A 17222-nucleotide genomic window follows, 5' to 3' on the forward strand; every position below is an offset into this window, starting at 1 on the left:
GCCGGGGCGGGCGGTCAGGTGTCAGCAGTAGTGGTACCAGCCCGAGTTGTACCCGTCGCGGTAGCCCTGCCGGTAATCGCGGTTGTCGCGCCGGGGATCGTAGGAGTCCCGGTAGTCGCGGCAGCGCGGCCGGGAGTGGCGGGAATCCGAACGCCCGTCGTCGTAGCCGTCCCTGAAGCCCCGCCGGTACCTGTCGTTGGAGTGCTGCGGGGCGAGATTGCCGGAGGACGGTGCCGCGACGGCTGCCGCCGGGGTGGCCGCGGCCGCTTGTGATGCGGCGGCCGGCAGGAACGCCACGGCGCCTGCCGCCACCGGGGCAACGAGCAGGGCGAGAAACTGCTGTGCGCGCATGATGTCCCCTTCCGGATGCCGGAACGCGCAGTTGACGCGCCGTCCTGGCCGAGGCGGCCTGTGCGGCGGCCGGCCGGGCGGACGCGGTGGAGAAGCCGAGGTGCACCTTGGTCGAGGGGTGGGCCGGAGCCGTGCCCTCCGTGGCCGGATCACCGTCGGCGCTGTCCGTCCTTCGACCGTAGCGAGGCGGGTGCGATGTGTCCACTTATGGGGGTATTGCCTTGCGGAGAGGGCGTGTTGGGGCTGCGCGGCACGGCCCCGGGGTGCCGGGCGGCGGCGCTTACGGCGCGGCTCGGGCGACGCTCCGCAGCCACTTCGCGGCGGGGTGCGGGCGGCTGTCGCCGCGGAGACGCGAGAAGGCCCCTGGAGTCGCCTCCAGGGGCTCTTTGCCGCGCGCTGCTGACGTGCTGTCATGTCTCCCGCTGCCGGGAGCGCTTGGCGGCCCGTTCGCGGGCCCTGGCGGATCGACCTCGGCGAACCGTCCGCCAAACTCCGATGGCACGTGAGGTCGCTAGCCGAACTCGCCGTCGCGCACGCCGTCCCGGAATGCCGTCCACTCATCCGCGGTGAACCGCAGTGGCGTCAGGCCGGTGTTGTTCGAGTCGCGGATCGCGACGGCTCCGTCGCCGAGGTCTGCCACCTCGACACAGGTCTCCCGGTAGGGGCTCTTGCTGCTCTTGACCCAGCGTGCTTCCGCCAGGTCACGCGAGTACAGGTCCGTCTTTCGCGCTTGCATGGGAAACTCCGTTCGATATTCGATCGGATCTTCAATTCCCACCCTTGTCCTGTCCCTATCGGTCCGCAACCGCGGAGGGTGGGGCGGCGCCCGGTGCGGCCGGCGCCCGACGGGCGGGCTCGGAGCCCCGCCGCGATCCAGCGGTAAATTCGCGATGTATCGCGCTTGTCAGGCCGCGGTACTCGCGATATGTTCGGCCACGGATATACGGAAGCGAGGTGTACGGACATGGCGACGCGGCGCAAGCTCGGCAACCCCTTGGCGCTGGCGGTGATGGCGACGCTCGGCGAGCGGCCCATGCACCCGTACGAGATCGCGCAGGTGCTCCGGCAGCGGGGCAAGGAGCAGAGCATCAAGATCAATTACGGCTCGCTCTACACCGTCGTGCAGAACCTGGAGAAGCACGGATTCGTCGAGGTCACCGGCGTCCAGCGGCAGGGCAACCGCCCCGAGCGCACGCTGTACGGCCTCACCGACGCCGGCCGCGAGGAGATGCACGACTGGCTCTCCGACCTGGTCGCCGTGCCCGTCCACGAGTACCCGTCCTTCGAGGCCGCCCTGTCGCTGCTGCTCGTGCTCCCCGCCGACGAGGTGGTCGGGCTGCTCACCGAGCGGGTGGCCAAGCTGGAGGTCCAGGCGGCCGCCGTCCACGGCGTGCTCGCCCGGCTCCGCCGCGACCTGCCCCGGGTGTTCCTGCTGGAGACCGAGTACCAGGTGCACATGATCGAGGCCGAGGCGGCCTGGATCCGCGGCTTCCTGGGCGACCTCGACAAGGGTGCCGTCTCCGGCGCCGCCGAGTGGCGGCAGTGGCAGGCGACCGGCGAGATGCCGGACACCTGGACCGGGATCGACGAGCTCACCCGGGACGGCGCGGCCGCCCGTCACTTCAGGGAGGAACTGGACAAGCTCACACCCCCGTCATGAAGAACCCCCGGTGGGCCGCTGCGGGAACAGCGGTCCACCGGGGGTGGATCCCGGACCGGACAACCGCGGGAACGGATGCCAGGCGACCGAGGTGCAGCACACCCAGGGTAGCCCGGCACTCCTTCCGCCGACCGGTCCGTCGCAGCACGCCGGCATTCACCGGCATTCACCGGCATTCACCGGCAACCATCGGCACAGACAGGCGGAGGAATCTGTCATGAGCACCCGCGCGCCCGCGATCGTGGCGCACGACCTCGTCAAGACCTATCCCGGGAACATCCGGGCACTGGACGGCATGGGCATCACCGTGGAGCCCGGCACCGTCTTCGGACTGCTGGGCCCCAACGGCGCCGGCAAGTCCACCACCGTCAAGATCCTGACCACCCTGGCCCGGCCCGACGCGGGGACCGCCGTCGTGGCCGGCCACGACGCGCTGCGCCACCCGGACCGGGTGCGGCGCGCCATCGGCGTCGTCGCCCAGAAGTCCGGCGCGGACCCGGTCGCCACCGGCGCGGAGAACCTGCTGCTGCAGGGACGTCTGTACGGCCTGCGGGGCGCAGGCCTCACCGGCCGGGTCGGCGAACTCCTCGCCCGGTTCGACCTCGTCGACGCCGCCAAGCGCCCGGTCAGGACATACTCCGGGGGCATGCAGCGGCGTCTGGACGTGGCGCTCGGCCTGGTCCACCGGCCGGAGGTGCTCTTCCTCGACGAGCCGACCACCGGCCTCGACCCGGAGGCGCGCACCGCGATGTGGGACGAGATCACCCGGCTCGCCGGTGACGACGGGCTGACCATCCTGCTCACCACCCACTATCTGGAGGAGGCCGACCGACTCGCCGAGCGCATCGCGATCGTCGACCGCGGCCGGGTGGTCGCGGAGGGCACGCCCGACGGCCTCAAGGGCGAACTGCGCGGCGACGCCGTGCACGTGGAGCTGCGTGAGCCGGCCGGCCCGGTCGACGCGCACCTGCTGGAGACCGCGCTCGCCGAGTTCGCGGGCGTGCGGGAGGCGGTGCTCGACGGGCGCCGGCTCAGCGCCCGCGCCGACGACGGCGGCGCCGCCGTGCCGCGGGTGCTCGCGGTCCTGGAGCGCGAGGGCGCCGCCGTCGCCTCGGTCACCGTCGCGCGCCCCTCCCTGGACGACGTGTATCTGCGCTACGCCGGACGTCGTTTCGCCGATGCCGACGCCGGCTCCCCGGCGGCCACCGGTGCCGCAACTGTCCCCGCGAACACCGGAGGTGCGCGATGAGCACGACGACCGTGACGAGTGCGGGCCTCGCACAGACCTGGTACATGACGCAGCGTCAGTTGATGGCGGTCTGGCGCCAGCCCGCCTACCTGCTCATCACCTTGGTGCAGCCGGTGATCTGGCTCTTCCTCTTCGGCGGGCTCTTCCGCCGCGTCGTGGAGCTGCCCGGCTTCGGCGGGACCTCGTACCTGGACTACCTCGTGCCGGGCGTCGTCGTGATGAGCGCGCTGTCCTCCAACATGTGGGCCGGGATGGGCACTTTGGAGGAGATCGAGCGCGGCACCCTCAACCGCTTCCTGACCACCCCGGTCAGCCGGGCCGCCCTGATCAACGGCAACGTGGTCTCGCAGGGGCTGAGCACCGCCCTGCAGTCGGTCGTCATCGTGGCGCTGGGCAGGCTGGGCGGCGCCGACTACCCCGGCGGGGTCGTCGGACTGCTGGTGCTGTTCGCGGCGTCGGTGCTGCTCGGCACCTTGGTGGGCGCGTTCTCCAACGCCATGGGCATGCTGGTGCGGCAGCGCGAGAGCATCATCGGCATCAACACCTTCCTGCTGCTGCCGCTGACGTTCCTGTCGTCCGCCTTCATGGCGCCCGCGCTGATGCCTCCCTGGATGCGGCACGTCGCGGACTTCAACCCGGTGAACTGGGCGCTGGTCGCTGGGCGTTCGGCGATGGCCGACACCCCCGACTGGGGCGACGTGCTCAGCCGGGGCGGCGCGCTGGTGGTCGTCGCCGTCGCCGCGGTGTGGCTGTCGACCCGCACCTTCCGCTCGTACCAGAAGTCGGTCTGAGCCCGCCGGGGACAACGGCGAGGCGTGACCCCGAGAAGGGGTCACGCCTCGTGCGTCCGTACGCGGGCGGGCGCCCGGCGACCGGCAGTGTCAGGAAGCCAGGGCCTTCGGGGCTTCCTGCTCCTCCTCCACCCGGCGGTTCCAGTCCGCCTTGGAGGCCTGCCAGCCGTCCTCGTCGTGGCCGGCACGCCAGTAGCCGGAGATCGACAGCCGCTCGCGCGGCACCCCGTGCTCGACGCGCAGCAGCCGGCGCAGCTGCTTGACGAAGCCGGCCTCCCCGTGGACGAAGGCCTGAAGCTCCCCGGCCGGGAACTCCAGCGCGTGCACCGCGCGGAGCAGTGCCTCGCCGACGCGGCCGGTGCCGCGGTGCACCCAGGTGATCTCGGCGTCACCGGGCGTGGGGAGCTTCTGCTCCTCCTCAGGCCCGGCGACCTCCACGAACACATGGGCGCGGGCGCCTTCGGGCAGTCGTTCCAGCGACGCGGCGATGGCGGGCAGCGCGCTCTCGTCGCCCACCAGCAGATGCCAGTCGGCCGCCGCGTCCGGCACGTACGCGCCGCCGGGGCCGAGGAAGAGGATCTCCTCGCCGGGCCGGACGCGGGCGGCCCATGGGCCGGCCAGGCCCTCGTCGCCGTGCAGGACGAAGTCGACGGTCAGCTCGCACGACTCGGCGTCCCAGCGGCGCACGGTGTACGTCCGGGTGCGCGGCCACTGCTCGCGCGGGAACTCCGCGCGGATCGCCTGGATGTCGAAGGGTTCCGGGTAGCGGACACCGTCGGCCGGGAAGAGCAGCTTGATGTAGTGGTCGCTGCAGTCGCCCACGGGAAAGTCCTGGAGGGACCCGCCGCCGAGCACCACGCGGATCATGTGCGGGGTCAGCCGTTCCACGTGCTGCACCCGCGCGCGGTTGACCTGCGGCTTCCTGCGCACCGGACGGTCTGCCATGAACACACTCCTCACGATGGTTAGGCAAGCCTAATCCATCGCTCGCCCGGAATGCCACGACTCCCGGAAAGGCCGCGCCATCGGGCGGGCCTCCGGCGGGCCCTCGCCTCAGCCGGCCTGCGCGGCCCCCAGCACCGTGAGCAGCCGTTGCAGCGCGCCGCCGAGTCCCCACCGCTCGGCCAGGGCCGACAACTCCTGCGGGTGGCGCGGCTCGTGCGGCAGCCGCGGGTCGAAGGCGGGCATCGGCACGTCACCGGCGACGTGGACGACCTTGGGCGCGACGGCGACGTAGTCCGCCGCTTCCTGGAGGCGCTTGCGCTGCGCGGGGGTGATCCTCGAGGCGGGGTCGTGTGCGGCGGCCATGATCCCCGCCAGGTCGCCGTAGGCGTCCAGCAGCTTGGCCGCGGTCTTCTCGCCGATGCCCGGCACGCCCGGCAGGCCGTCGCTCGGGTCGCCGCGCAGCGTCGCGAGGTCGGCGTAACCGGTGCCGTCCACCCCGTACTTGGCGCGCAGCCACGCCTCGTCGACCACGTCGAGCGCGCCCACGCCCTTGATGGGGTAGAGCACGCGCACCTTCCGCGCGTCGTCCACGAGCTGGAACAGGTCGCGGTCGCCGGTGACGATGTCCACCGGCCCGGCCGCCGCCCCCGCCAGGGTCCCGATCACGTCGTCCGCCTCGTACCCCGCGACACCGACCCTCGCGATGCCCAGCGCGTCCAGCACCGCCTCGATCACCGGCACCTGCGGCGACAGCGTGTCCGGCACCTCCTCCACGTCCGAGCCATCGGGGACCTCCTCGGCCACGCGGTGCGCCTTGTACGAGGGGATCAGATCCACCCGCCACTGCGGACGCCAGTCGGCGTCCATGCAGGCCACCAGGTCGCCGGGGGAGTGGTCGGCGACCAGGCGGGCGATGAAGTCCAGCAGCCCGCGCACGGCGTTGACCGGCGTGCCGTCCGGGGCGCGCACCGAGTCGGGCACCCCGAAGTACGCGCGGAAGTAGAGGCTGGCGGTGTCGAGGAGCATCAGGCGTCGAGTCACACGCCGATGATGCCGCACGCCGCCGACACCGTGACGTCCGTCACGGAACGGTTTGCTCCGCTTGTGTCGGGGCACCCGCCGTCCCGGAGCGGGCCAGGAACGTTCCACGACCTGGGTGCGGGGGCAGCAGGTCGTCCTCCGCACGACCCCAGAGGTGTATGTGTACCGGTTGCAGGCAGAGCATCTGTACAAAGTGTTCGGCCCCGATCCCGAGGAGGGCGTGCGCCGTCTGAGAGAGGGTGCGGGGCGCGGGCAACTGCGCGAGAGCGGCATGACAGCTGCGGTGATCGACGCGGGCTTCGACGTCCACGAGGGTGAGATCTTCGTCGTCATGGGTCTGTCGGGCTCCGGCAAGTCCACCCTGCTGCGCACGCTCAACGGGCTGCTCCCCCCGACCTCGGGGCGGGTGCTCTTCGACGGCCGCGACCTCACCGCGCTCTCCCCGCGCGAGCTGCGCCGCGTGCGCTCGCACGGCATCAGCATGGTCTTCCAGCACTTCGCGCTCTTCCCGCACCGCAACGTGCTGGAGAACGCCGCGTACGGCCTGGAGGTGCAGGGCGTCGGCCGCAAGGAGCGCGAGGAACGGGCCGCGCAGGCGCTGGAGCTGACCGGTCTGGCCGGCTGGGGCGAGTCCTGGCCCGACGAGCTGTCCGGCGGTATGCAGCAGCGTGTCGGCCTGGCCCGCGCCCTTGCCACCGACGCCGACGTGCTCCTGATGGACGAGTCCTTCAGCGCCCTGGACCCGCTCATCCGCCGCGACATGCAGGACCAGCTCCTGGAACTCCAGCGCGCACTGAAGAAGACCATCGTCTTCATCACCCACGACCTCAACGAGGCCATGCGCCTGGGCGATCGCGTGGCTGTCATGCGCGACGGCCGCATCGTGCAGATCGGCGCCCCGGAGGACATCCTGCTGCGCCCCGCCGACGACTACGTCGCCTCCTTCGTGCACGACGTCGACCGTTCCCGCGTGCTCACGGCCGGCACGGTCATGGAGCCGCCGTCCGGCCCGGACGCCGGCGGCTGCCGCTGCGGGAGCGTCGAGCCGCGGACGCCGCTCGTCGAGGTCCTCCCCGTCAGCGCCCGCGTGCCGCACCCGGTGGCCGTCCGCGACAGGAGCGGCGGCGTGGTCGGCGTGATCTCCCAGGAGCGGCTGCTCGCCTGCCTCGGCTCGTACGACGGCCCGCCCACCGCCTGCACCGACGAGGCGGCGCCCGCCGAGGCCGCCCCTGACGGGCCCGCCTCCGACGTGCCCGCGCCCGAAGTACCCGCGCCTGAAGTAGCGGCGCAGGCCCGGAAGGAGGCGGCGCGTGCCTAGGCTGCCCCTCGGCGACTGGACGGACAGCGCCGTCACCTTCCTGCGCGACCACTTCGGTCCGCTCTTCGATCTCATCAGCACGGTCGTCTCCGGCATGTACGACGGCCTGGACGCCGTTCTGCAGGCACCCGCGCCGCTGCTGCTCGCCGGGATCCTCGCCGTTCTGGCGTTGTGGCTGCGCGGGGCGACCGCGGGTGTGCTGTCCTTCGCGGGCCTGGCCGTCGTGGTCTCCGTCCAGCAGTGGGAGGAGGCCATGGACACCCTGTCCCTGGTGCTCGTCGCCACCGTCGTCACGATCGTGCTGGCGGTGCCGCTGGGCATCTGGTCGGCGCGCAACCGCACGGTCTCCGCCGCGCTGCGGCCGGTGCTGGACTTCATGCAGACGATGCCCGCCTTCGTCTACCTGATCCCCGGCATCTTCTTCTTCGGTGTCGGCCAGGTGCCCGGCATCATCGCCACCATCGTCTTCTCGCTCCCGCCGGGCGTGCGGATGACGGAGCTCGGCATCCGCCAGGTCGACGGCGAACTCGTCGAGGCCGCCGAGGCGTTCGGCACCACCCCGCGCAACACCCTGCTGCGGGTGCAGCTGCCGCTCGCGCTGCCCACGATCATGGCCGGTGTCAATCAGGTGATCATGCTGGCGCTGTCCATGGTCGTCATCTCCGGCATGGTCGGCGGCGGGGGCCTCGGCGCCTCCGTCTTCACCGCCATCAGCCAGGTCGACATCGGCCTCGGCTTCGAGGCGGGCCTGTCCGTGGTCATCCTCGCCATGTACCTCGACCGCGTCACCGGCGCGCTCGGCAGCCGCGTCTCGCCGCTCGGCCGGCGCGCCCTCGCCGCGGCCGCCGCCCCGCGCCGGTCCCGGCTGTGGACCTACCGTCCGCACAGCTCCGTGGCCGTCGTCGGTGTGGTCGTCCTCGCCGTCGTCGCCGGCGGCATGAACGTCCTCGGCGGCGACGGGGACGACAAGCCCGCCGTCTCCGGCGCGAAGAACGTCGGCAAGGGCCGGCAGGTCGACCTCGGCTACATCCCCTGGGACGAGGGCGTCGCCTCCACCTTCCTGTGGAAGGAACTGCTCGAGCGCCGCGGCTACCGGCCGAAGGTCACGCAGTACGACGTCGGCGCGCTCTACACCGGCATGTCCGCCGGGCGGGTCGACCTCGAGACGGACTCCTGGCTGCCCGTCACGCACCAGTCGTACTGGGAGAAGTACAAGGACCACCTGGACGACTACGGCTCCTGGTACGGCCCCACCTCCCTGGAGCTCACCGTCCCCTCCTACGTCAAGGGCGTGGACTCGCTCGCCGACCTCAAGGGGAAGGGCAAGCGGTTCGGCGGCCGGATCATCGGCATTGAGCCCGGGGCGGGGATGATGAAGATGCTCAACGACACGGTTCTGAGGAAGTACGGACTGGAGGGCGAGTACAAGGTCACCACCGGCTCGACCGCGAGCATGCTGGCGCAGCTCGACCGCTCCATCAAGGCCCGGGAGCCCGTCGTGGTGACCCTCTGGTCCCCGCACTGGGCCTACAGCGAGTACCCGCTGAAGAAGCTGAAGGACCCGCTCGGCGCCTGGGGCAAGGGGGACGGCATCCACACGCTCGCCCGCGACGGCTTCGCCGCGAAGGAGCCCGCAGTCGCCCGCTGGCTGAAGGACTTCACGCTCAGCGAACGGGAGCTCACCGGGCTGGAGGGCGCCGTGCACGGCGCCGGCCAGGGGCGTGAGCAGGACGGCGTCCGCGACTGGCTCGCCGCGAACCCGTCCGTCGAGGACCGGCTGGCCCCGGTCGGCTGACCTCGCGCGGCTGCCCACCGGGCAGCCGTCACATTCCCCGGACGGCGCGGTACCCGGATCCCCCTCCCTCAGTTCCGGCGGCCGCGCCGTCCGGCCGTCCTCGTGCGCCGGGGCTCGATACGGTGGGCATATGACCCGTCGCGACTCCGGCCCGGCACGGCGTGTGGTGTCCCTCGTGCCCTCGCTCACGGAAGCGGTGGCGACCACGGCCCCCGCTCTGCTGGTGGGAGCGACCGACTGGTGCAGCCACCCGCCCGACCTGCGCGTCACCCGGGTCCAGGGGACCAAGAATCCCGACATCGAGCAGATCGTCCGGCTGGCGCCCGACCTGGTGATCGCCAACGAGGAGGAGAACCGCGAGCCCGACCTGGGCGCGCTCCGGTCCGCAGGACTCGACGTGCTGGTCACGGAAGTGCGCAGCCTGCCGCAGGCCTTCGAGGAACTGCACCGCGTGGTGGTCGGCGCCCTGGGCCTGCCCCGTCCCGCGTGGCTGGACGCGGCGGAGAAGGCCTGGGGGACCGTACGGCCCGTGCCCCGGCCGCGGCGGGCCGTCGTCCCGGTCTGGCGGCGCCCCTGGATGGTGCTCGGGCGGGAGACCTTCGCGGGCGACCTGCTGTCCCGGCTCGGCGTCGAGAACGTGTACGGCGACCACGAGGAGCGCTATCCGCGGGTCCCGGTCCAGGAGCTCAACGCCGCGGGGGCCGACCTCGTGGTCCTGCCCGACGAGCCGTACCGCTTCACCGCCGACGACGGGCCCGAGGCGTTCCCCGGCCTCCCCGCGGCGCTGGTCAGCGGCCGCCACCTCACCTGGTACGGGCCCTCCCTGGCGGAGGCCCCGGCGGTCCTGGCGGCGGCGCTCGGCTGACGGCGAGGGCCGAAGCACGGCGGTTCACCGTCAACGGTCGTGCACCCGCGAACCCCGCTTTCCGCCCGCGCGGCCGCCGACCCTAGGGTGAGCGGCATGAGTGACCTGTACATGCGCCCCGCGACGCCCGCCGACCTGCCCGAGATCGTCGCGATGTTCGCTGACGACGAACTCGGCAGCAGCCGCGAGACCCCCGGCGACATGGCGCCGTACCTCGCGGCGTTCGAGCGCGTCGCCGCGGACCCGGGCCAGCATGTCGTCGTCGCGGAGCGGGACGGCCGGCTCGTGGGCGTGCTCCAGCTGTCGGTGATCCCCGGGCTCTCACGGCAAGGCGCGACGCGCTCCATCATCGAGGCGGTGCGCGTGCACCGCTCAGCCCGCGGCGGGGGCCTGGGGACGGCGTTGATCGAGTGGGCGGTCGAGGAGTCCCGTCGGCTGGACTGCGCGCTGGTGCAGCTCACCTCCGACGTCTCCCGCACCGACGCGCACCGCTTCTACGAGCGGCTCGGCTTCACCGGCTCCCACGTCGGCTTCAAGAAGCAGCTCTGACCAGCGCCCGCATCACCCGCTCGTCCGAGTCGTCCATCTCCGGGTGCCACTGCACCCCCAGCACGAAGGCGTCGCCGGGCAGCTCGACCGCCTCGGGGGTGCCGTCCTCGGCGTGGGCGGCGGCCAGCAGCCCCCGGCCGAGGGCGTCGACCGCCTGGTGGTGGTAAGTGGGCACGGAGACGGCCTCCGGGACCGCCGCGGCATAGCGCGTGCCGGGCACCGGCTTGACGACATGGCCGCCGAATTCCCCGGCGGCCGGGCCGCGGTGGCCGTCCAGGTGCTGGACGAGTGTGCCGCCTAGGGCGACGTTGAGCAGCTGCATGCCGCGGCAGATGCCGAGCAGCGGCACGCCGCCGGCCAGGGCGGCCCCGATCAGGGCGAGTTCCCAGGCGTCGCGCTCGCGGGCCGGCGGGTCGGTGCGGGGGTCGCGCTCCGCCCCGTAGTGCTCCGGGCCGACGTCCGGGCCGCCCGCCACGACGAGCCCGTCCAGCCGCGACACGGTCGGCGCGGCGAGCTCCGGCCGGTCCGGCGGGAGCATCGCCGCCAGCCCGCCCGCGCGCTGCACGAGCTGCGGATACCCGGCCGGCAGCAGGGCGGCGGGCAGGTCCCAGGCACCCCAGCGGGCGGAACCGACCCAGTAGGTGCTGATCCCGATGAGCGGACGGGCCACAAGAGCCTCCCGGCGATGCGCGGATTTCTTTCCGCACCGTACCCAACCCGCCCTCCCGGCCCGTACTTTTGGATCACCTGTCGGCCGGTAGAAGAGGTGACCACCCGTGGAGCACCGAACAGCCCCGCTCAGTACCCACGACCTGAGGCGTCTTGTCGACGCCGGGGAGGTCGACACCGTGGTCGTCGCGTTCACGGACATGCAGGGCCGCCTCCAGGGCAAGCGCTGCGCCGCACGCCACTTCCTCGAGGACGTCCTGGAGCACGGCACCGAGGGCTGCAACTACCTGCTGGCCGTGGACGCCGACATGAACACGGTCGACGGCTACGCCCTGTCCTCCTGGGAGCGCGGCTACGGCGACTTCGCCCTCCACCCGGACCTCGGTACCCTGCGCCGCACCCCCTGGGACGCCGGAACCGCCCTGGTCATCGCCGACCTGCGGCTGCTGGACCACGACGCGGCACCGGTCGGCCCCTCGCCCCGGCAGATCCTGCGCCGCCAGCTGGAGCGGCTCGCCGGGCGCGGCTGGACCGCGTACACGGGCACCGAGCTGGAGTTCATCGTCTTCAAGGACACCTACGAGCAGGCCTGGAACAGCGGCTACCGCGGTCTGACGCCCGCCAACCAGTACAACGTGGACTACTCCCTGCTGGGCACCGGCCGCGTCGAGCCGCTGCTGCGCCGCATCCGCAACGAGATGGGCGCGGCCGGGATGCGCGTGGAGTCAGCCAAGGGGGAGTGCAACCTCGGGCAGCACGAGATCGCCTTCCGCTACGACGAGGCCCTGGTCACCTGCGACCAGCACAGCGTCTACAAGACCGGCGCCAAGTCGATCGCGGCCCAGGAGGGTTACTCGCTGACCTTCATGGCCAAGTACAACGAGCGCGAGGGGAACTCCTGCCACATCCACCTCTCGCTGCGCGACGACGACGGCAACCCCGTCTTCGCGGGCGGGGAGCCCGGTGAGATGTCGGAGACGATGCGCCACTTCCTCGCCGGGCAGCTCGCGGCGCTGCGCGACTTCTCCCTGCTCTACGCGCCCAACATCAACTCCTACAAGCGCTTCCGGCCCGGCTCCTTCGCCCCGACCGCCGTCGCGTGGGGCCCGGACAACCGCACCTGCGCGCTGCGTGTCGTCGGGCACTCCCCGGCCGCGCTGCGCCTGGAGAACCGCGTGCCGGGCGGCGACGTGAACCCGTACCTGGCCGTGGCCGGCATGGTCGCCGCCGGCCTGTACGGCGTGGAGAACAAGCTCGCCCTCCCGGAGCCCGTGACGGGCAACGCCTACGCGGCGGAGGGCCTGGCGCACGTGCCCACCACGCTGCGCGAGGCCGCCGGCCTCTGGCAGGACAGCCCGATCGCGCGGGCGGCGTTCGGCGACGAGGTCGTCGAGCACTACGCGAACATGGCCCGCGTCGAGCAGGACGCGTACGACACCGCCGTGACCGACTGGGAGCGCTACCGCTCCTTCGAACGCATGTGAGGCCCGCAGTGCCCGATGTGCTGGACGCCCTGGAAGTGCTCAACCCGGCCACCGAGGAGGTGATCGCCACCGTCCCCGCCGCCCGTCCGGCGGACGTGGACGCCGCCGTCGCGCGTGCCGCCCGGGCCCAGACCGCCTGGGCGGCCCTCGCCCCCGCGGACCGGGCCCGGCTGCTGCGCCGCTTCGCGGCGGTGGTCGACGCCCGTACGGAGGAGCTGGCCGCCCTGGAGGTGCGGCAGGCCGGTCACACGATCGGCAACGCGCGCTGGGAGGCCGGCAACGTCCGCGACCTGCTGGAGTACGCGGCCGGCGGGGTGGAGCGCCTGATGGGGCATCAGATCCCGGTGCCCGGCGGCATCGACGTCACGTTCCTCGAACCGCTCGGCGTCGTCGGTGTCATCGCGCCCTGGAACTTCCCCATGCCCATCGCCGCCTGGGGAACCGCCCCCGCGCTCGCGGCGGGCAACGCGGTGATCCTCAAGCCCGCGGAGACCACCCCGCTGACCGCCCTGCGGCTGGCGGAGCTCGCGCTGGAGGCGGGGCTGCCCGAGCACCTCTTCCAGGTGCTGCCGGGGCAGGGCCCCGTCGCGGGTGCGGCCCTGGTGGAGCACCCGGGCGTGGCGAAGATCGTCTTCACCGGCTCCACCCGGGTCGGCAAGCAGATCATGGCCAGGGGCGCGGACACCCTCAAGCGGGTCACCCTCGAACTCGGCGGCAAGTCGCCCAACATCGTCTTCGCCGACGCCGACCTCGAGAAGGCGGCGGCGACCGCTCCCCTGTCCTTCCTCGACAACGCCGGTCAGGACTGCTGCGCCCGCACCCGCATCCTCGTGCAGCGCACGGCGTACGACCGGTTCATGGAACTGCTGGAGCCCGCTGTCCTGGCCGTAGGCGTCGGCGATCCGGCCGACCCCGCGACGGGCATGGGACCGCTGATCTCCGCCGTGCAGCGCGACCGGGTCCGGGCGTACGTGGCCGCCGAGGTGCCCGCGGCGATCCGCGGCACCGCACCGGAGGGCAAGGGCTTCTGGTACCCGCCGACCGTGCTCGCGCCCGCGGACCCGGGGGAGCGCGTCGCGGTGGAGGAGGTCTTCGGCCCGGTCGCCGTCGTCCTGCCCTTCGAGGACGAGGCCGACGCGCTGCGGCTGGCCAATGCCACCCCGTACGGCCTGTCGGGCTCGATCTGGACCCGTGACGTCGGCCGCGCCCTGCGGCTCGCCCGGGGCACCGCGGCCGGCAACCTGTCGGTCAACTCCCACAGCTCGGTGCGCTACTGGACACCGTTCGGCGGCTTCAAGCAGTCGGGAATCGGGCGCGAGCTCGGTCCCGACGCGCTCGCCGCCTTCACCGAGACCAAGAACGTCTTCATCAGCACGGAGGAGTGATCCCGGCAATGACGCAAGCAGAAGCAGCGGTGTGCCGCCGCCTGGTGGGCCGGACGGCGGTGGTCACCGGCGCCGGCAGCGGCATCGGCCTGGCCTCGGCGCGCCGGCTGGCATCCGAGGGCGCCCACGTCGTGTGCGGCGACATCGACGAGAGCGCGGGCAAGGCGGCCGCCGAGGAGGTCGGCGGCCTCTTCGTGAAGGTCGACGTCACCGACGCCGGGCAGGTCGACGCGCTGTTCAAGGCGGCGTACGACACCTACGGCTCGGTCGACGTCGCCTTCAACAACGCGGGCATCTCGCCCCCCGACGACGACTCGATCCTCACCACCGGCATCGACGCCTGGCGCCGGGTGCAGGAGGTCAACCTCACGTCGGTCTATCTGTGCTGCAAGGCGGCGCTGCCCTACATGCAGCGGCAGGGCAAGGGCTCGATCATCAACACCGCGAGCTTCGTGGCCGTCATGGGCGCGGCGACCTCCCAGATCTCGTACACCGCCTCCAAGGGCGGCGTGCTGGCGATGTCGCGCGAGCTGGGCGTGCAGTTCGCCCGCGAGGGCATCCGCGTCAACGCCCTGTGCCCGGGGCCGGTCAACACCCCGCTGCTGCGGGAGCTGTTCGCCAAGGACCCGGAGCGCGCCGCCCGCCGCCTGGTGCACATCCCCGTCGGGCGCTTCGCCGAGGCGGAGGAGATCGCGGCCGCCGTGGCCTTCCTCGCCAGCGACGACGCGTCCTTCATCACGGGCTCGGAGTTCCTGGTCGACGGAGGAATCGCCGGGGCGTACGTGACCCCCCTGTAACCGGTGGTCTGACGGGAATCTTAAGGTTGTGGCCTTAGGGTGACGCCGTGACCATGACGACCCCGCCCGGCTGGTACCCAGAGCCCGGGCAGACAGGAAACGGCCCGGCACTCGAGCGCTGGTGGGACGGGTCCGAGTGGACCGAGTACACCCGCAGCGCTCAGGTCCCCGCCCCGGCGTTCGGCGCCGGGGCGCCGGGCTACCCGCAGTACCCCGCCGCCTTCCCCCCCGCTCCGCGCAAGCGGCGCGGGGGCCTCATCGCGATCGCCGTCGTGGCCGCGGTCGTGGTGGCCGGCGCGGTGGTCGGCGGCGTCGTGGCCCTCGGCCAGGGCAGCGACCCCGGCACGGACTCCGCCCGGTCCGCCCCCTCGGTCACGGCCCCGGGCGCCGGCCCGGAGGGCGGCAACGGCCCCGACGGCGGCGGCCCGTCGAACGTGCCCAAGTCCGACCCCGGCTTCGCCCTCGACGCCGTGGACGGCATCAGCCTCCCCGTCCCCGACGGCTGGACGGGCGGCATGAGCCGGTACGGGCTCGCGCAGCTCACGGTGGGCGAGTACACCTGCCCGGGCGACGCCGCCAACACCTGTGTGCGCGGCGGCGTGTTCTCCATGCCCGCCGCGTCGGTGAAGCTGAAGTCCACCACCGCCGAGGCCGCGGCCAAGGAGGACATCTCCGGCAACGCCGAGGAGTCCTACGGCGGCAAGATCTACGGCGGCATCACCTCGCACCAGCAGCTGCTGTCGCAGAAGATCACGGTCGCCGGGGAGCAGGGCTACCTGGTGCGCTGGAAGGTCGTCACGAAGAAGGGCGACGACGGCTACGTCCAGTCGCTGGTGTTCCCCTCGCCGTCGGATCCCGCCAAGCTCGTGCTGATCCGCTCCGGCTTCGACATCAACGACGAGGCGCCGCGACTCGCTGTCATGGACGAGATCGTCAAGGGCATCAAGGCCGCCGACACCGGCGGCGGCACGGGCATCTGACCCGCCCGTCGCAGGACTCCGTGCGCGCCGGTGCCCCGGCGCGCACGGAGCGCGCCCGCGGCATCAGAGGAACGTCTTCCCCTCGCCGCGGTACGTCGGGACCGTCGCCACGACCCGGTCGCCCTCGATGAGCCGCAGTGTGTCGAACCGCTCGCACAGCTCGCCCGCCTTCGCGTGCCGGAACCACACCTTGTCGCCGATCAGCAGATCGTCCGCGGCCGCCCCGATCAGCGGGGTCTGCACCTCGCCGGGCCCCTCCTGCGGGTCGTAGCGCAGACCCTCCGGAAGGTAGGGGACCGGCAGCCGGTCCGCGCCCGCCGCGCCCGAGGCCGGGTAGCCGCCGCCGAGCACGGTCACCACGCCGACCCCCGGGCGCCGCACGACCGGCTGGGCGAAGAGCGCCGCCGGGCGGCCACGGAACGAGGTGTAGTTGTCGAACAGCCGCGGCACGTACAGCCCGGAGCCGGCCGCGATCTCCGTCACCGCGTCCTCGGCGGCCGTGCTCTGCACACTGCCCGTGCCGCCGCCGTTGACGAACTCCAGCCCAGGAGCGACCTCCCGCACCGCCCGCACGACCTCGGCCCGTCGCGCCGCCAGTTCCCTGCGCGCCCGCGCCTGCATCAGCCGTACCGCCCGCGAGCGCAGCGGACGTCCCGCGATCGCGTCGCCCACCCCGGCCACGTGCCCCTCGTACGCCATGATCCCGACCAGGCGGAAGCCGGGCCGCCGGGTCACCTCACGGGCCAGCGCGGCCAGTTGAGCGGGCTGGTGCAGCGGGGAGCGCAGGGCGCCGACGCGGATGCGGCCGCCCAGCATCCGCAGCGCGGTGTCCAGTTCCAGGCAGACCCGCACGATCTCGGAACCGCCGGCGCGGGAGGAGTCGATCAGGTCCAGCTGGGCCACGTCGTCGACCATGACCGTGACGGCCGTCGCCAGCTTCGGGTCCGAGGCCAGTTCGGCGTATCCGGCGCGGTCCGCGGAGGGGTAGGCGAGCAGGACGTCGTCGAAGCCGGAGCGGGCCAGCCACACCGACTCCGCCAGCGTGTACGACATGATCCCGGCGAAGCCCTCGCGGCCGAGCACCCTCTCCAGCAGCGCGCGGCAGCGCACGGACTTGGAGGCCACCCGTATCGGCTTGCCACCGGCACGTCGTACCAGGTCGGCGGCATTGGCGTCGAACGCCTCCAGGTCCACGACCGCCACGGGCGCGTCGAGGTCGGCGGTGGCCCGGTCGTAGCGGGCCCGGTCTGCTGTGCGATCAGACATGCGCGCAGCTTGCCAGAATGCCGCTACCGAGCGGTAGGGGCAAGTGATCCGGACTCGCACCGCGCCGGACCGTCACG

At 72.7% G+C, this 17222-nt stretch carries 17 protein-coding genes; 11 read left to right on the forward strand and 6 right to left on the reverse strand.

All coding sequences use genetic code 11. From position 1 onward, the window contains the following. Nucleotides 1-21 precede the first annotated feature (21 nt). Nucleotides 22-351 carry a hypothetical protein gene (locus RV983_RS28900; protein WP_475988645.1) on the reverse strand — a complete coding sequence of 110 codons (330 nt, stop codon included), beginning with the start codon at nt 349-351 and terminating at the stop codon, nt 22-24. Nucleotides 352-862: 511 nt separating this feature from the next. Then, nucleotides 863-1087 (reverse strand): DUF397 domain-containing protein, encoded by a 225-nt coding sequence (locus RV983_RS28905; protein ID WP_475988646.1) that lies wholly within the window; start codon nt 1085-1087, stop codon nt 863-865. Between the two features lie 228 nt (nt 1088-1315). On the opposite strand from RV983_RS28905, the gene RV983_RS28910 reads away from it, so the two are divergent. From RV983_RS28910 to RV983_RS28920, 3 genes are all read left to right on the forward strand, one after another. After that, nucleotides 1316-2011 (forward strand): PadR family transcriptional regulator, encoded by a 696-nt coding sequence (locus tag RV983_RS28910; protein WP_475988647.1) that lies wholly within the window; start codon nt 1316-1318, stop codon nt 2009-2011. 217 nt (nt 2012-2228) lie between these two features. Beyond that, on the forward strand, nt 2229-3260 hold the full coding sequence (locus RV983_RS28915; RefSeq protein WP_475988648.1) for an ATP-binding cassette domain-containing protein: 1032 nt from the start codon (nt 2229-2231) through the stop codon (nt 3258-3260). Beyond that, nucleotides 3257-4051, forward strand: a complete 795-nt coding sequence (locus tag RV983_RS28920) for an ABC transporter permease (RefSeq protein ID WP_475988649.1) — start codon at nt 3257-3259, stop codon at nt 4049-4051. Before RV983_RS28915 ends, RV983_RS28920 begins: the two co-directional genes overlap by 4 nt. A 90-nt stretch (nt 4052-4141) precedes the next feature. Here the strand turns inward: RV983_RS28920 and RV983_RS28925 are convergent, their stop codons facing one another. Beyond that, nucleotides 4142-4996, reverse strand: coding sequence for a siderophore-interacting protein (locus RV983_RS28925; protein WP_475988650.1), 855 nt, complete (start codon nt 4994-4996; stop codon nt 4142-4144). 108 nt (nt 4997-5104) lie between these two features. Beyond that, on the reverse strand, nt 5105-6022 hold the full coding sequence (locus tag RV983_RS28930; protein WP_475990489.1) for a 5'-3' exonuclease: 918 nt from the start codon (nt 6020-6022) through the stop codon (nt 5105-5107). Between the two features lie 175 nt (nt 6023-6197). Here RV983_RS28930 and RV983_RS28935 point away from each other — a divergent pair, with 175 nt between their 5' ends. From RV983_RS28935 to RV983_RS28950, 4 genes are all read left to right on the forward strand, one after another. After that, the gene (locus RV983_RS28935; RefSeq protein ID WP_475988651.1) at nt 6198-7355 is read left to right on the forward strand and encodes a quaternary amine ABC transporter ATP-binding protein; all 1158 of its coding nucleotides are present in this window, start codon (nt 6198-6200) and stop codon (nt 7353-7355) included. Beyond that, on the forward strand, nt 7348-9150 hold the full coding sequence (locus RV983_RS28940; RefSeq protein ID WP_475988652.1) for an ABC transporter permease/substrate binding protein: 1803 nt from the start codon (nt 7348-7350) through the stop codon (nt 9148-9150). Before RV983_RS28935 ends, RV983_RS28940 begins: the two co-directional genes overlap by 8 nt. A 130-nt stretch (nt 9151-9280) precedes the next feature. Next, nucleotides 9281-10015, forward strand: coding sequence for a helical backbone metal receptor (locus RV983_RS28945; protein WP_475988653.1), 735 nt, complete (start codon nt 9281-9283; stop codon nt 10013-10015). A 96-nt stretch (nt 10016-10111) separates the two neighbouring features. Further along, nucleotides 10112-10564, forward strand: coding sequence for an N-acetyltransferase family protein (locus RV983_RS28950; protein WP_475988654.1), 453 nt, complete (start codon nt 10112-10114; stop codon nt 10562-10564). Here RV983_RS28950 and RV983_RS28955 read toward each other — a convergent pair. Further along, nucleotides 10548-11234 carry a gamma-glutamyl-gamma-aminobutyrate hydrolase family protein gene (locus RV983_RS28955; RefSeq protein ID WP_475988655.1) on the reverse strand — a complete coding sequence of 229 codons (687 nt, stop codon included), beginning with the start codon at nt 11232-11234 and terminating at the stop codon, nt 10548-10550. The two genes, RV983_RS28950 and RV983_RS28955, sit on opposite strands and share 17 nt — an antisense overlap. Before the next feature lie 106 nt (nt 11235-11340). On the opposite strand from RV983_RS28955, the gene RV983_RS28960 reads away from it, so the two are divergent. Genes RV983_RS28960 through RV983_RS28975 form a run of 4 tightly spaced genes read left to right on the forward strand, consistent with a single transcriptional unit; the run spans nt 11341 to nt 15879 of the window. Continuing rightward, on the forward strand, nt 11341-12717 hold the full coding sequence (locus tag RV983_RS28960; protein ID WP_475988656.1) for a glutamine synthetase family protein: 1377 nt from the start codon (nt 11341-11343) through the stop codon (nt 12715-12717). Between the two features lie 17 nt (nt 12718-12734). After that, nucleotides 12735-14102, forward strand: coding sequence for an aldehyde dehydrogenase family protein (locus tag RV983_RS28965; protein WP_475990490.1), 1368 nt, complete (start codon nt 12735-12737; stop codon nt 14100-14102). 8 nt (nt 14103-14110) lie between these two features. Continuing rightward, the gene (locus RV983_RS28970; protein ID WP_475988657.1) at nt 14111-14899 is read left to right on the forward strand and encodes a 3-oxoacyl-ACP reductase; all 789 of its coding nucleotides are present in this window, start codon (nt 14111-14113) and stop codon (nt 14897-14899) included. A gap of 53 nt (nt 14900-14952) precedes the next feature. After that, entirely contained in the window at nt 14953-15879 is a 927-nt protein-coding gene (locus RV983_RS28975) for a DUF2510 domain-containing protein (protein WP_475990491.1), read from the forward strand. Nucleotides 15880-15942: 63 nt separating this feature from the next. Here the strand turns inward: RV983_RS28975 and RV983_RS28980 are convergent, their stop codons facing one another. After that, nucleotides 15943-17145 carry an amino acid deaminase/aldolase gene (locus RV983_RS28980; protein ID WP_475988658.1) on the reverse strand — a complete coding sequence of 401 codons (1203 nt, stop codon included), beginning with the start codon at nt 17143-17145 and terminating at the stop codon, nt 15943-15945. Nucleotides 17146-17222 lie beyond the last annotated feature (77 nt).

It is taken from the genome of Streptomyces sp. RLA123, assembly GCF_056270165.1.

Bases quoted from the DNA above. Each gene is read 5' to 3' on its own strand.
- RV983_RS28900 (WP_475988645.1), bottom strand. From the start codon at position 351: ATGCGCGCACAGCAGTTTCTCGCCCTGCTCGTTGCCCCGGTGGCGGCA.
- RV983_RS28905 (WP_475988646.1), bottom strand. From the start codon at position 1,087: ATGCAAGCGCGAAAGACGGACCTGTACTCGCGTGACCTGGCGGAAGCA.
- RV983_RS28910 (WP_475988647.1), top strand. From the start codon at position 1,316: ATGGCGACGCGGCGCAAGCTCGGCAACCCCTTGGCGCTGGCGGTGATG.
- RV983_RS28915 (WP_475988648.1), top strand. From the start codon at position 2,229: ATGAGCACCCGCGCGCCCGCGATCGTGGCGCACGACCTCGTCAAGACC.
- RV983_RS28920 (WP_475988649.1), top strand. From the start codon at position 3,257: ATGAGCACGACGACCGTGACGAGTGCGGGCCTCGCACAGACCTGGTAC.
- RV983_RS28925 (WP_475988650.1), bottom strand. From the start codon at position 4,996: ATGGCAGACCGTCCGGTGCGCAGGAAGCCGCAGGTCAACCGCGCGCGG.
- RV983_RS28930 (WP_475990489.1), bottom strand. From the start codon at position 6,022: ATGCTCCTCGACACCGCCAGCCTCTACTTCCGCGCGTACTTCGGGGTG.
- RV983_RS28945 (WP_475988653.1), top strand. From the start codon at position 9,281: ATGACCCGTCGCGACTCCGGCCCGGCACGGCGTGTGGTGTCCCTCGTG.
- RV983_RS28950 (WP_475988654.1), top strand. From the start codon at position 10,112: ATGAGTGACCTGTACATGCGCCCCGCGACGCCCGCCGACCTGCCCGAG.
- RV983_RS28970 (WP_475988657.1), top strand. From the start codon at position 14,111: ATGACGCAAGCAGAAGCAGCGGTGTGCCGCCGCCTGGTGGGCCGGACG.
- RV983_RS28975 (WP_475990491.1), top strand. From the start codon at position 14,953: ATGACGACCCCGCCCGGCTGGTACCCAGAGCCCGGGCAGACAGGAAAC.
- RV983_RS28980 (WP_475988658.1), bottom strand. From the start codon at position 17,145: ATGTCTGATCGCACAGCAGACCGGGCCCGCTACGACCGGGCCACCGCC.